The organism is Clostridium sp. (assembly GCF_016650035.1).
GTDB lineage: Bacteria > Bacillota > Clostridia > Clostridiales > Clostridiaceae > Clostridium_AD.
Genome location: NZ_JAENWM010000008.1, coordinates 64214 through 77313 on the forward strand (window position 1 = coordinate 64214; position 13100 = coordinate 77313).

Below are 13100 nucleotides of genomic sequence, written 5' to 3' on the forward strand. Positions count from 1 at the left end.
GTTTTATTATACAGTTAGTCATGAAAAGAGCTCTGCTGTAATTGAGTACATAAATATTCTGTTAGGCGACTGCGTAATGCCAACCACCTAAATATATTAATAAAACATCTCATACTTTGATCTTTCTTCCCAACTAACACTAGTAAATAGTAGCGCCTTATTCATTGTATCTGACTTACTTATTAAAGCTCTAAATAATTTCAGATTATCTTCCTGTAGCCCAACTAAATTACTCAGAATTTTTTGAATCTCTTCTACCGTATTTGAGTTAATGAACATAGTAAATTTGCCAAATAGACCAATAAAAACGTCTGATATTTGTATATATTTGCTACTTTGTGAATTAACAAAGTCATAATTTTTTAAGGGGTCGTCATAGTAGCTCAAACCCGTTTCTTTTATCAAAAGCTTTATACTATCTTCATTATCAAATATATGTATCGAGTTTTTAAACATATAAACTGGACGCAAATAAAAATGCATAAAATTTTCTATTAATATTTTTTCTTTCTCATTCATGATAAATACTAACTCTTCAGTTATCAATGACTCTTTTAATATTTGCCTTAATGATACAAGACCTATATGTAGATTTGGTATGTCTTCATATTGCCTTATTATGTTAATTAATTCATTAATAAAAGCTCTTATATCCTCTTTCTGTATATCAGGATATTTATATTTGTAAAACAATTTTACAAATAATGCTTCTTTCATTTTCACTAATGTATACAAATTATTTTTGAGCAAATCTGAAAATTCTCTTCCCAACGATTTTGAAACATCCGAGTTTTCAATTGCTGAATCAACTATGTCAATAAGTGAAAAATATAATAGATTCAATGCTGAATAATGTATATATAAATCACTATCTAATAGCCACTTTAAATAGTAGTTAAGTTTTGTTGAATCCAAACACTTAATAAAATCACCTTTCGCTAGATGTATCAACTTTATTTCTTTAATATTCCTTTGAAGCTTTAAATTTCGCCATAACTCCTCAGTATTAGCCGTAGACGACAACCCCCTATGCATAACTCCACCAAGAACAAAAGTTGTACATACTGATGAATTATAGCCATCTTCTTTTAAACAAAACTTCCTTACATTGTTTGTTTCATCATAATAGAAGGTGTATACTTCATTCATACCTTTAAGCCCACTATATTCTATTCCTAAATCTCTTAATTCACCTATTTCAAGTATAGTCTTCATTACCCTACTTCCTCAGCAGTAATTTTAATACTAGATACAATTCCCATAAGCTTTCTTGCATCATCCATATTTTCTTTAAACAACTCAATAATGCTTCCTACAGTTCTAAAGGGGTCTTCTTGAAGAACTCTATTGTCATCTATAAATCCATTAGTTACTATATAATCTACTATAAGATTAACAAAGTGAAGCTGCTTTGTATTTAAAGATTTATTGTTTAAAAACTCTGAGAAAGCTTCGTTTGTTGCTTGTCTATCTAGTCCTACTATTTTCCTAACTAATTTATTAACCGGCATTTCACCAAATTCTTTATCATAATCAGCATGTGTACCTAGTTCTTCCCACATCAAATTTTCTAATACATTTAAATCTTGCTTAGTAATCATCTTGTTGTATCTAAGCTTATATATAGCTATTTCATCCTTATGCTGTTTAAGATAAAACTCAACTTTCTTCCTATAATTTTTAAGATCATTGGAGTTATAAAAAGCACCCCCACTATCTTCTCTAACAAGCAAATCATCAAAGTGAGTCGTATATATTATTTGTATTTCTTTTTCAAGGTACTTCAATAATTCTCTTAGTGCTTCTCTAACAGAATCTAGTTCAAAAATATCTGCCGACTCCCAAAACTCTGCTGTCATAACTTTTTCTATGACATACCGTTGAGCGTATACCTCTGGTATTGTTCCAAGTTTTGAAAGTGCTTCAGCCGTTTGAATTACAGCTTTAATAGGTTTTGTTGCATTTCCATTTTGAAGCTTTGCAAGTTGTATTGTATACAGTGCTGCATCAAATCTCTTTGCAAATTCATCATCATTTAAAGGAATAACTAGAGAAGAAATGTGTTCTTTAATATCATTTACGCTTAGAGTTCCAAGTGCTATCCACTCATTAGACAATTTATATTTATGAACATATTTCAATTCCATTCTCACTCTAAAGTTATCTTCATTCAATGCATTTATACTTGAATTTGCTTGCTCTACTAAATTATCTCTAAAATCTATATATTCTTCTTCTTGATATTTAATTTCTTGAAGTTCTTTAATTATATCTATCTTTAAATTAAACGTTTTTTCAGTTAAACTCTCAACTACGCCTCCATCAAAACCTTTAGGGTTTGCTCTAAAGAAATCAAAGTTGTTACAGAAATCAAAGACTAAGAATTTTTCTTTATCCAATCCTAGTCCTAATAAGTCAGGACAAAGTCTCGTGCCTCTACCTATCATCTGCCAAAACTTAGATTTAGATCGTATCTTTTTAAATAGTACTAAGTTCAATATTTCTGGTATATCTATTCCTGTATCTAGCATATCTACCGATACTGCTATTTGAGGCATTTTTATTGCATCTGAAAAATCTTCTATTAAAATATCCACGTAATTAATTGAGTAATCAATTTCCTTACAGAAATGACTGCCTACTTCAGGAAAAATCTTGTTAAATCGCTCTACAATAACTTTTGCATGTCTATTACTTTTAGCAAATATTATCGTCTTACCTAATTTATCTCCACCCTCAATTTTCAAGCCTTTTTCCATTAGCCTATTTAATACTAAATCTATTGTATTATCATTATAGAGCCATTCGTTAATCGCAGAACTTGAAATCTCTTCTCCTATGTTTTCATCATCGTCAAAAGTATCTTCATATTCTTCTTTATCCTCATCAGATAAACTATCATATCTTATACCATCCTTCATTAGCTTAGACTCATATTCTAAAGTTTCATAGCTTACTAAAAAGCCATCTTCAACTGCTTTATCTAATTCATAGGCGTATGTTGGAACACCACTTTCTAGATCAAATATGCCATAGGTGTTTTTATCTATTTCATCTTTTGGTGTTGCAGTTAAACCTAATAGGCAGGCATCAAAATAATCAAATATAGCTTTAAATTTTTTATAAATACTTCGATGTGACTCGTCTATAATTATTAAATCAAAGTGTCCAGGAGTAAGTATCCTTTTTCCATTTTTAGACTTTGTATCGTCTATAGCATTCATCATAGTAGGATAAGTCGAAAATATCATTCTTGCCTCTTCTGGATTATCTTTGTTGTCTAGTAAATTACACAATGCTAAATCTGGTAAAAGCTTTGAAAAATTCTTTTTTGCCTGTTTTACTAATGCTTTTCTATCTGCTAGAAATAATATGTTCTTAACCCAATTATACCTCGTTAAAACATCAACTATAGATATTGCTGTTCGTGTTTTACCACTGCCTGTTGCCATAACGAGTAGCATTTTCCTTTGCTTTTTATCCAAAGATTCACATACTGCAATTATTGCTTCCTTTTGATAGTATCTGTTTGCTATACTATCTTTCATTTCAAGATTATTAAATGATTTCTTACTAGTTCTTCTATCAATTAATAATTGCAGCTCTTCTTTTTTAAAGAAACCATAAACTCTTCGCTCTGAATATCCATTAAAATCATCCCATAAGAAGGTTTCAAAACCATTGGTATAAAATATTATAGGTCTTTGATTGAACTGTTTTTCTAAACAATCAGCATAAAGCTTTGCCTGTTGCTGTCCTACCTTTGGCTCCTTGCTACTTCTCTTAGCTTCCACTATGGCAATAGGTTTTCCATTTGATCCATACAATACATAGTCGACGTATCCTAGTCCTGAATCAGTTGGCATACCAGTAACTTCAATTTCTTCACCAATGTCTTTACCAAAATCCCAGCCTGCTAACTTAAGCTCAACATCTATATATCGCTTTCTTGTTTCAAATTCACTGATCTCATCTATGTTAAAGTCATAATTCTCATAACTAGTATTAATCTTTCTTTTTTCTGTTAACTCTTTCCTTAGATCCTCATTATGTTTTATTGTTTCCTCAAGCTTTTTATCCTTTGAACTCAGTTTCTCATAAAGGTCTTTAAGCTCCTCTGGTCTAGTTCTCTTGTCATCCCCTTGTAATAAAATATCCTCATTAAACTCACCAGCAGTATATTCATCTGCATAGCAATAATCAATCCAAGAAATGAATTGGTGAAGATTATGTAGACCCAGAATTGCCTCTTCACGCTTAATATTGGAATTAGTATGCACAGCCACATTTCCAAGACTAATTATGTATTTTAACATTCTCAACATCTTAGAATCTACAAGCACAATAAAGCTATTATCATGAATTAAGCTTGACAGCTTATCTTGATATGGTAATTTCAGATCTTGGTCAAAGCTATATAGCCACTTAACAGATAGCTCTAAAGCTCTTCTTGTGAGTATTGCACAAGTAGCTGGACTTACTAATATACTCTTCTCCGCCTCAATACATGATGCTGTGAAGCTTGCAAAAATCTCTTTGTCACTTAAAAAATTAAAATTCCCCCACATTTTTATCCCCCCAAAGATATCTTTTAATATTTGCTAATTAAGTTTCCATAAAGCTATAAAACAATTACTTTTCAGTTAAATAATTCCCCTTTAAATGACTTCTGCATTATGACATTTAAGTTGTTTTCTAGTTGTGTTAGGCTTTGCTTTAGTAGCTCCTTTTGTATTTCTATATTTTCTACTATTCTTGAAAATTTGTTTTGAAGTTCTATTGGTGGAACTATAACTTTTAATTCACTAAGTATCTTTAAGTTAATATTCTTCTGCGCTGACTCAGGCGCTGAGTCCTCTAATATTCTTTGTAGAAAAGACATCCATAACTGAATAAACATATTATTTGTCTCTATTTTAGGTATAAATGCTACTACACTATCTGGAAAACAAGCATCAAATGTTAATATCGATGTCTTTGCTATATTTGCCGCTATTGTAATGCATAAAGTTCCAGCACACCACATCTTGCTTTGTTTCAAACCAAATTCAGAATAAGTTTGATGATATTCTTTTAGATATAACCCTGCTTTTGATATGTCACCAGTCTGAATTAGTGGATAGGACCCGTTTAGCAGCTCTGGAGCATTCCTTGGTCTATGTTTAGATTTTCCTCTACTTAATTCTCCGAGCTCACTTAACTCTTTCTTTTGCCAACTCATAGAATTGGTTACAGGTTCACCAAACATATCATAAAATACACTTTTTATTAATTCATCTAAACCTTCTAATTGAGCTCTTCTTTTATCTATTAAGGATTGAACTATCTCAACTGATTCTACTATCTTATTTTGTATTTCTATGTCAAGCCATGGTATTTCTATTTCTTCCAATGCTGTCTTTGATATATGTGGTATAGTTGCTCCAGTGCATTTTTCCCTTAAATATCTGGATTTACTTCTCAAGAATAACCCCGCAAATCCTGATGTAGTACCCTTCCTTTTGCACTTTAGAACTGCTAATGTACTTCCTATAGCTCCCTCGATACCAAAACCAATAGTACCAGCATTAGCACCATCCCAAGCTATGATAACATCTTCTTTTTTTGCTAATACATAATTCCTATTTTTATCACAATATTTAAGATAATTATTATTTCTTAAATCATCTATTTGTATACATCTAATTGTACTATCTTTTTCATATTTAACTTGTTCTACTTTTTTGCCTTTTGATATTTTAAAAATATCTTTAACTTTAACGTATTCTATGCCCATTTTATTCACCTATCATTCTTTCTAATTCTTCTAACCCTGCTGATATCTCTTCTTCTAGTCTCTTAATTCTCTTTAAAATAATACTAGGAGCCTCATAAACTACATCCTCATATTCTATTTCCTTATATTTATTAATAGATAAGTCATATCCATTATCCCTTATTTCTTCCACTGGTACAAGAAATGACTGCTCTGTTCTTTTTCTGTCTGCTTCTTTATCTAAATTACTAAATCTTTCTATAATATCAGCTATATCATTGTCCTCAATAGGACTTCTCTTATCATCTAAGCTATAGCCATCAGCTTTCATGTCATAGAACCATACTTTATCAGTTCCACCAGCACCTGTTTTAGTGAATATCATTATAGCTGTAGATACCCCTGCATATGGTTTGAATACTCCACTTGGCATTGATATAATAGCCTCAAGCTTATGGTTATCAATTATTTCTTGTCTTATAGATTTATGTCCTCCTGTTGATCCGAAAAGTACACCGTCTGGAACAATGGAAGCACCACGACCACCCTTTTTTAATGTTCTTAAAAATAAAGCTAAGAATAAAAGTTCTGTTTTCTTTGTTTTAGTTAGCTTTAATATATCTGCTGATACTGCTTCATAATCTAAACTTCCCTTAAAAGGAGGATTTGCTAGTACTAATGTAAACTTCTCTTTATCTGTGTTTACTTCTGAAAGAGAATCCTTATATTCAATGTTTGGATTATCAACTCCATGTAACATCATATTCATAGCACCAATTCTAAGCATAGTTCTATCCATGTCAAATCCATAGAACATGTTGTTATTAAAGTGTTCCTTTAAGCCCTGCACTAAAAATAAATCAGCATGATTATCTCGTAAATATTGTTGTGCAGATACTAAAAATCCTGCTGTACCAGCTGCTGGGTCTACTATGATATCTTCTGGTGTTGGCTTCATAAGTTTTACCATCATATTAATTATATGTCTAGGTGTTCTAAACTGCCCGTTAGTACCTGCTGTAGAAACCTTTGAAAGTAGGTATTCATAAAGGTCTCCCTTTGTATCCTTTCCTTCCATATCTATATTACTTATTCCATCTACTATCTTAGAAAGCATTAATGGAGTAGGTATTTTAAATATTGCATCGCCCATATACTTTGAATATGCAGAAGCATCGTCTCCATGAAGTGTCTTTATAAATGGAAATACCTCTTCTTGCATTACCCTATACATTTCAGTAGCTTCAAAGTCTTTAAATTTGCTCCATCTTAAATGCTGTTTATCACTTGGAAACATACCGTTAAACTCTAAACTTAAAAATGATGCTTCGCTTTCACTTGTTGTTTCATTATCATCTAAGTTTTTTATAAATAAAAAATATGTAAACTGCTCTATAACCTCTAATGGATTACTTATTCCACCAGTCCAAAATGTTTCCCATATTTTATCTACTTTACTCCTTAATTCACCTGTAATCATTAGTTTTCCTCCAAATAAAAATAATTGCACTAGTTTAAACCAATGCAATTATATTATACACTTTATTATTCTATTTTCCCATATTTTTCAACATGTTTCGTAAATTTCAGTTTAAATGTCCTTAAACAAAAGGGCTGTCACAAATAACTTGTAACAGTCACTTAATAACATAGCTATAGTTTTATTTTCTCTTGGTTTTTCGGTGAGCAACTAATTTCTTTTCTACTACAGGTTCTTCTATTAGCATATCATCTTTATCTCCTGGTGTATTGAGATAATTTAAATATTTGCCATCAGGTTTAGTCACAATTTCAGCAGTTACTTTAATAGTTTCAAGAGTATCAAATACATTCTCTAAACTGTCTGTTTTTTCTGATCCATTGCCTATATCAGTCACCCCTTGTTCCTTCTGCAAATTTACCTCGTCAATTTTAGGTGAAGCAGAATCAATTATTACACTTGTAGCATCCAAAAGCTCCTTAACCTCAATATCTTTTTTTGTTTGGTCTAAAATGCTCACACCTTTACATACCTCAATTTTACCTTCAACCAATCGTACACCTGCTACATATCCCCCTATATCAATGAGTCCCTTTAGCTGTTCATTCTTAAATTTGAATCTAGCACACTTATTTGATATGAGTATATATAGTTTTTCCTTGTCTGTTTTAATCACTCTTGTTACTGCATAAGTACGACTTATCATGCTAGTAGTAGGATATAATGGTCTATATCTGCCTACGGATGATTTCACCATCAGGTTACATATGTTGAATCCCTCCTCATCAAGTTGAATTTCTCCATCGTTCAGTTTCAGTCCATTTACTTGTCCTCGAATAATTAGATCTTTAACTACTTTAGGCGTTGTTTCCTCAAACTCATGTGTATTCTCATCATATAGTGTATATCCAGCCGTCCTTGTTTGTCCAAGTTTTAACATGCATGCCACTGTTTTCATATAAACCATTCTCCTTCTTTATTTAAACTTCTATTGTTTTACAACTTTGAGGAGAATTGTAACGCAAGTACTTCGATTATTCAACTATTTGCACTCAATATTTGTTCAATAAAAAAACACCTTCAAAATCAATTCAAAATGCTCTTATTATGCTTTAATTCATTGCAACTTGTCTATTTATTGAACGGATAGGTCTGACCTTCAAATAAACCACCATAATTGTAATTACCAAGTCTTACTTCTTCAACTTCTTTGTCACATGCTTCTTTATATAAAGGGTGCTTTTTTTCTTCATCATTGCATTCAATACATATTACATCAGTGTTGAATCTTGACATCATGCGCATAATTAAATATTTATTACAACGTTGGCAGTTCTCTTCTTTAAAAAAATTAGCTATTATAATCCACTTCCTCTCTAATCATTTATATATATACTGTCTTCACCTGAACGCATGCCTCCCCACTCTGATGCCCAAATATTGACCGTCTTTCCGTTTATAAACTTCACTACCAAAATGACACTGTCAGTTATATTAATCTCTTTGTCACTGAAATTAATTATTTCTTTGTAATCATCATCAGTATGTTTATTATATACATCGGAAATGTAGGCTGACTCTACCAACTCGTTACCAAACATTTCCTTAGCGTATGTAGTTAAATCTATATCCATTAATTCACCCACATTTCACATATTATTATTTATATCTATTAAGCCGCAATATCTTCTTTACTTCTGTACTTTCTAAAAAACCACTTATAGCAATTAAATTATACCGACCAGTTTCCTTAATTTGAAACCATTTGCCATTTAGTACATCCGTCTTCGATACATTGAAAGAACCATGAATTGATGCTACATGTCCATCACTTTTTACAAATAACCCTACAACTGATATTCCCTTCAGTAATTTGCTATAAATATTCTCCTTAGTATACAGTCCTGTCTTTTTGCTATCATTTAATGGTCTTTATCATTTTATTAGCTGCCTTAATTTATTATATTTAGAGTTCTTTTGTATTCTCTGCTTTTACTTTTTTCTTAGATGTTATCCTTACTTTAATATATTCTAAGTCCGGCTCAAAAGCATCTTTGTCTTGCAAATAGTCTACTGCTAAACATATATCCTTTAAACTTAGTGTTGATCCTACATTAAATCCTATTACCGCCATGGTCTCACCGCCTCTTTTAATCTTCTTTCTATTAAACAAAAATATGCCTTGTTTTCAGATTTTACTTTTTTATAATTAGCTCTTAAAGTCTAATTCTATAAATCTATGTAAAATTGCAAATTAAAAAGTATAACAGCTTATAAACTACTAGACCTTTTAACTTAAAGCCTTATCTTATTATTATACTTTTATCAAATTCTTCAATCTCTATAAACCCAAACAAACTTAAGAAATGAAAGGTACTTAACCCTTCTTTATCTTGAATCTCCACAACATCTGTTGTTGACAACTCTTTATTGTAATTGTCAAATATCTTATCAAGATTATTCATTTCTTTATTCTCTAGTAGTAACATATAAATTTCAGGTATAATCTCATCTGTATTTAATTCTATAGAATCTTGAATTTCATCCATAGGTAGTGTTTGGTCTATTGTATAAATTCTAAAGGTTATTTTAGCTCTGCTTTTTCTTTTTCTAACTTTGGTGCTATTCTTAGTTTTAATGCTATTCATTTCTTTTCAACTTCCTTGTTTGCATCGTAACATGCATCACAGAGGGTTTCGACCCAATTTCCATCCCTGAAACTCCCAGGCCCTCCGCATTCCTCACAGATGCTTTCTGATTTATTTTCGTACACACTTATTAGCTCATGAACTTCCATTAAACTTGATCTTGCATCAACTCTTAATCCACCGTACTTCTCTTTAGTTCCGTCTATACAAAAATCATAAATATCTACGTTATTATTCTTTTCATATATTTCTTCAATTTCTTTAACTAATTCAATTATTAGGTCATTCCAGCCCACTGCGTAACCATGATGTTCAATTAGCTGTCGCCATATGTATTTTGTTGTATCAATATTCGGGTATTTATCAGCTAGCGTGACCTTTATCAAATGTGGATACTTCATATTTAAAGCCTCCATTCCTTTATACTATGGACCTTATAAACTTTAATACTCATTAGCAATAAGCATTGTACTATAGTCATCTTCTACAATGATATAAACTTTAGCCTCCACAGGTCCATCTGTAAAGTATTTGTAAGTTTTACTATATTGTGGTTCTTCCTGCGTATGTTCTATCTCTTGCACTATACCTTTCATATTAATCTTTGTTCTCAATTCAAAAACCTGTAGATAGTCTTTTTCGCTAATGTCCATTTCATCATATAAATCCCAGAGCTTCAAATACATCAAAGGATTCTTTTTATTCATTTCACGTATGCCACGTGTTATGTACCTGTCTTTTTTATCCATTCGTTACCCCACCTTTTCTTCAATTTTAAAATTATATTTTCGTAAAAGCTGGGGCAATTGTAATACATAAACAAATTAAATTCAATAGAAAACTAAAATTTATTTTTCACCTATAAACTCAACAATTTCAACACTTTGCCTCGCTTCTTAATCATTAATTATAAGACTAAAAGCCACCTGATTTAAGGTAGCTTTTAGTCCTATAACGTTATAACCACACTAAGGTCTGAATTTCACCATCTATAACTGTTACCTTATTATATATAGATTGTCCATTTGCTATCCTTTGCTCTTTTTCCACTTTATACTTGGAACTTACAAACTGCTCATTCCATAATCTTTGTGATATCCTTAAAATCCTAATGTCCTTATAAAATGATTCGTCCCCACAGTTTTTGATTGTCATATTAATGAAATAATAGATGTTGTTAAAATTTTTACAGTCAAAGTATGTAGCTGGATCATCTTCAAGTATCCCTATAAACTCTTGTTTAGTCTTACCTGTTATAACGTTATCAACTATTAGATCCATTGGAATTTCGTCAATAAGCTGCTCCAACACATCACAGCGTTCTGCACACTCGTTCCACTCTACCTCAAAGCCCACTTTAGCTTTCTCGTTAAACCCATCTTCTGATAGTTCAAAACTTCTACGACTCTCTTGCTCGAAGGAATATACTGTATACTCATCTCTATTCACTTTAAAGGGCCTCCTTATTTATTCTAAATTTACACTGTACGTTTTTTACTGCTATATAAACTTTAAACTTTAACCTTAAACACTTAAATTTTAAAACTCAAATTTTAACTCCTGTACATACCATTTTCCCTTTTGTTTACCTCCCTCTTTTGGCCCTGTTAGCCCTCATTATTCATAAGACAATTTGTTTGAATTAGTATTGTATAATTCAATCATATACATTATTTACTTTTACTTATTGATGGCTTATTCCTAGGTTATGATACTAAATAAAGAATACTTTTTAAATCTTCATGTATCCCACAATATATTTCACCAATATTATTTTCTAAATCAATCCTGATCCAAATATCATCTGCCCATTTGTTTTCTTCCCAACCACTAGTATTTAACCTATGCCAAAATATCTTTCCTGCAGTTATATCCACACCTGAGGACTGAAAACTAACGCCTATTGGTAGATCTTTATGTTTTTTACTTACGGCAGATATTGTTATAATTTCTACTTCATTTATTGATATGTCTATGTATACAATAACTCTCAAATGGTGTATTAACCTATTTCTTCTTGTATGTCTATCTAAAATTAAAGATTCATTTAGTCTAAATGCCATACTAATTGTTCTTGCTCCAAATAAATCTACTATTATTCTTTCCTCTACTACACAATCTACAAGTAAACCAACACAGTAGCCATTTTTTAATATCTCTTTTTTATATTCTTCATCTCTTATGCTGTTAATAAGTTTTGTATTATCTTGCTCTTTATTTCTACCACCCATTTTACAATGCCCCTTCCAAATATTTTTTTACTTATTAATTGCATAACTTCTTCACAAGTTACCCCTTTATCTTTATTTAATATGTTGCTTAAATTATTTCTTAGTTGCTCATTCTCTATTAAATCTAAATCATTACTTATATCAGTTATACCCTTGTTTTTTCTTATTGTTAAAGACACTTTCTATTCTATTCTTTTATATGCTATAAAATAGGATTATTAATTTTTATAAACTTTTTTTGAGAAACCTCTCACCAACGTATAACCTTTAGGTAAATCTATGCCTAGCTTCTTAGCTACTTCTACCGCCTCTTCTCCAACATTTGCCCCTATGGGTAGTCTACGTAAGAAAGGCTGTATGTTCATTAGCTCTGCTATGTACTTTGACCTGTCAAAATGTCTAGTTATTACCTCCCCTCTAACCCTTGCATTATGCTCTTTTATTTCATAGTAAACCATAGGATTTAAGCCATGACTTTCATTTAATTTGACTATATCCTTAACTTCGTTGAACCAAACTAGTTCTTGTCGCTCTTCCATTGTTAATGTGCATGTTATGTTTATATAATTCTGCAATATCACATTTTCCATTGGAATGTGAGTTGTTTCCCATGCTGAGCTTTCTTTATACATGTCATAGAAAGTCTCATTCTTTGTATCATAGAACCCAGAAGTGTATGTATTGTTAGAAAATTTCATCTTCCATAACAGAATTACAGTGTCGTCTTCAATAACCTCCATAAGATAAATTTCTATAACCTCGCCACAATTTTTAAACTTAGCTGTAATACCTTCAGGTGGTAGCATAATTTGTCTCTGAGTTAGTTTTTCTTTTATTAATACCTGAGTGTTGAACGTCAAATTATAACTAATTGAAAAGTCATTTTATTTCTATTATTAGTAGGTGATTTACGTCAGATTACCTCTAAGAAATCAATTTATAAATAAGAAAACATCATTTTATTAGTATAATTTGTTTTAGCCAGC

15 protein-coding genes are annotated in these 13100 nt (G+C 31.1%); all 15 read right to left on the reverse strand.

Annotated elements, in window-relative coordinates; all coding sequences use genetic code 11:
* Positions 1 to 96: 96 nt before the first annotated feature.
* Positions 97 to 1215, reverse strand: a complete 1119-nt coding sequence (locus JJD95_RS03480; protein WP_291640392.1) for a DUF3800 domain-containing protein — start codon at positions 1213 to 1215, stop codon at positions 97 to 99.
* Positions 1215 to 4568 carry a DEAD/DEAH box helicase family protein gene (locus JJD95_RS03485; protein ID WP_291640394.1) on the reverse strand — a complete coding sequence of 1118 codons (3354 nt, stop codon included), beginning with the start codon at positions 4566 to 4568 and terminating at the stop codon, positions 1215 to 1217. The genes JJD95_RS03480 and JJD95_RS03485 overlap by 1 nt, the downstream gene beginning before the upstream one ends.
* A gap of 71 nt (positions 4569 to 4639) precedes the next feature.
* Positions 4640 to 5776 carry a restriction endonuclease subunit S gene (locus JJD95_RS03490; protein WP_291640396.1) on the reverse strand — a complete coding sequence of 379 codons (1137 nt, stop codon included), beginning with the start codon at positions 5774 to 5776 and terminating at the stop codon, positions 4640 to 4642.
* A gap of 1 nt (position 5777) precedes the next feature.
* Entirely contained in the window at positions 5778 to 7235 is a 1458-nt protein-coding gene (locus tag JJD95_RS03495) for a class I SAM-dependent DNA methyltransferase (RefSeq protein WP_291640398.1), read from the reverse strand.
* Between the two features lie 181 nt (positions 7236 to 7416).
* Positions 7417 to 8193: a hypothetical protein gene (locus JJD95_RS03500; RefSeq protein ID WP_291640400.1), complete on the reverse strand. Its 777-nt coding sequence runs from the start codon at positions 8191 to 8193 to the stop codon at positions 7417 to 7419.
* 173 nt (positions 8194 to 8366) lie between these two features.
* Positions 8367 to 8540: a hypothetical protein gene (locus JJD95_RS03505; RefSeq protein ID WP_291640402.1), complete on the reverse strand. Its 174-nt coding sequence runs from the start codon at positions 8538 to 8540 to the stop codon at positions 8367 to 8369.
* Between the two features lie 71 nt (positions 8541 to 8611).
* Entirely contained in the window at positions 8612 to 8869 is a 258-nt protein-coding gene (locus tag JJD95_RS03510) for a hypothetical protein (RefSeq protein WP_291640404.1), read from the reverse strand.
* Between the two features lie 332 nt (positions 8870 to 9201).
* A complete protein-coding gene (locus JJD95_RS03515) occupies positions 9202 to 9369 on the reverse strand; it encodes a hypothetical protein (protein ID WP_291640406.1) in 168 nt (55 codons plus the stop codon).
* Positions 9370 to 9538: 169 nt separating this feature from the next.
* A complete protein-coding gene (locus tag JJD95_RS03520; RefSeq protein ID WP_291640407.1) occupies positions 9539 to 9883 on the reverse strand; it encodes a YodL domain-containing protein in 345 nt (114 codons plus the stop codon).
* Positions 9880 to 10284 (reverse strand): hypothetical protein, encoded by a 405-nt coding sequence (locus JJD95_RS03525; RefSeq protein WP_291640409.1) that lies wholly within the window; start codon positions 10282 to 10284, stop codon positions 9880 to 9882. The genes JJD95_RS03520 and JJD95_RS03525 overlap by 4 nt, the downstream gene beginning before the upstream one ends.
* A gap of 42 nt (positions 10285 to 10326) precedes the next feature.
* On the reverse strand, positions 10327 to 10632 hold the full coding sequence (locus JJD95_RS03530; protein WP_291640410.1) for a DUF960 family protein: 306 nt from the start codon (positions 10630 to 10632) through the stop codon (positions 10327 to 10329).
* A gap of 208 nt (positions 10633 to 10840) precedes the next feature.
* Complete coding sequence (locus JJD95_RS03535; protein WP_291640412.1) at positions 10841 to 11332, reverse strand: hypothetical protein; 492 nt, start codon at positions 11330 to 11332, stop codon at positions 10841 to 10843.
* Between the two features lie 257 nt (positions 11333 to 11589).
* Complete coding sequence (locus JJD95_RS03540; RefSeq protein WP_291640414.1) at positions 11590 to 12114, reverse strand: hypothetical protein; 525 nt, start codon at positions 12112 to 12114, stop codon at positions 11590 to 11592.
* Positions 12063 to 12293, reverse strand: coding sequence for a hypothetical protein (locus JJD95_RS03545; RefSeq protein WP_291640416.1), 231 nt, complete (start codon positions 12291 to 12293; stop codon positions 12063 to 12065). Before JJD95_RS03545 ends, JJD95_RS03540 begins: the two co-directional genes overlap by 52 nt.
* Before the next feature lie 39 nt (positions 12294 to 12332).
* Positions 12333 to 12974: a hypothetical protein gene (locus JJD95_RS03550; protein WP_291640418.1), complete on the reverse strand. Its 642-nt coding sequence runs from the start codon at positions 12972 to 12974 to the stop codon at positions 12333 to 12335.
* Positions 12975 to 13100: the final 126 nt, after the last annotated feature.

Excerpts from the sequence above, each read along its gene's own strand:
- JJD95_RS03480 (WP_291640392.1), bottom strand. The coding sequence starts at position 1,215 with ATGAAGACTATACTTGAAATAGGTGAATTAAGAGATTTAGGAATAGAA.
- JJD95_RS03485 (WP_291640394.1), bottom strand. The coding sequence starts at position 4,568 with ATGTGGGGGAATTTTAATTTTTTAAGTGACAAAGAGATTTTTGCAAGC.
- JJD95_RS03490 (WP_291640396.1), bottom strand. The coding sequence starts at position 5,776 with ATGGGCATAGAATACGTTAAAGTTAAAGATATTTTTAAAATATCAAAA.
- JJD95_RS03495 (WP_291640398.1), bottom strand. The coding sequence starts at position 7,235 with ATGATTACAGGTGAATTAAGGAGTAAAGTAGATAAAATATGGGAAACA.
- JJD95_RS03500 (WP_291640400.1), bottom strand. The coding sequence starts at position 8,193 with ATGAAAACAGTGGCATGCATGTTAAAACTTGGACAAACAAGGACGGCT.
- JJD95_RS03505 (WP_291640402.1), bottom strand. The coding sequence starts at position 8,540 with ATGCGCATGATGTCAAGATTCAACACTGATGTAATATGTATTGAATGC.
- JJD95_RS03510 (WP_291640404.1), bottom strand. The coding sequence starts at position 8,869 with ATGGATATAGATTTAACTACATACGCTAAGGAAATGTTTGGTAACGAG.
- JJD95_RS03515 (WP_291640406.1), bottom strand. The coding sequence starts at position 9,369 with ATGGCGGTAATAGGATTTAATGTAGGATCAACACTAAGTTTAAAGGAT.
- JJD95_RS03520 (WP_291640407.1), bottom strand. The coding sequence starts at position 9,883 with ATGAATAGCATTAAAACTAAGAATAGCACCAAAGTTAGAAAAAGAAAA.
- JJD95_RS03525 (WP_291640409.1), bottom strand. The coding sequence starts at position 10,284 with ATGAAGTATCCACATTTGATAAAGGTCACGCTAGCTGATAAATACCCG.
- JJD95_RS03530 (WP_291640410.1), bottom strand. The coding sequence starts at position 10,632 with ATGGATAAAAAAGACAGGTACATAACACGTGGCATACGTGAAATGAAT.
- JJD95_RS03540 (WP_291640414.1), bottom strand. The coding sequence starts at position 12,114 with ATGGGTGGTAGAAATAAAGAGCAAGATAATACAAAACTTATTAACAGC.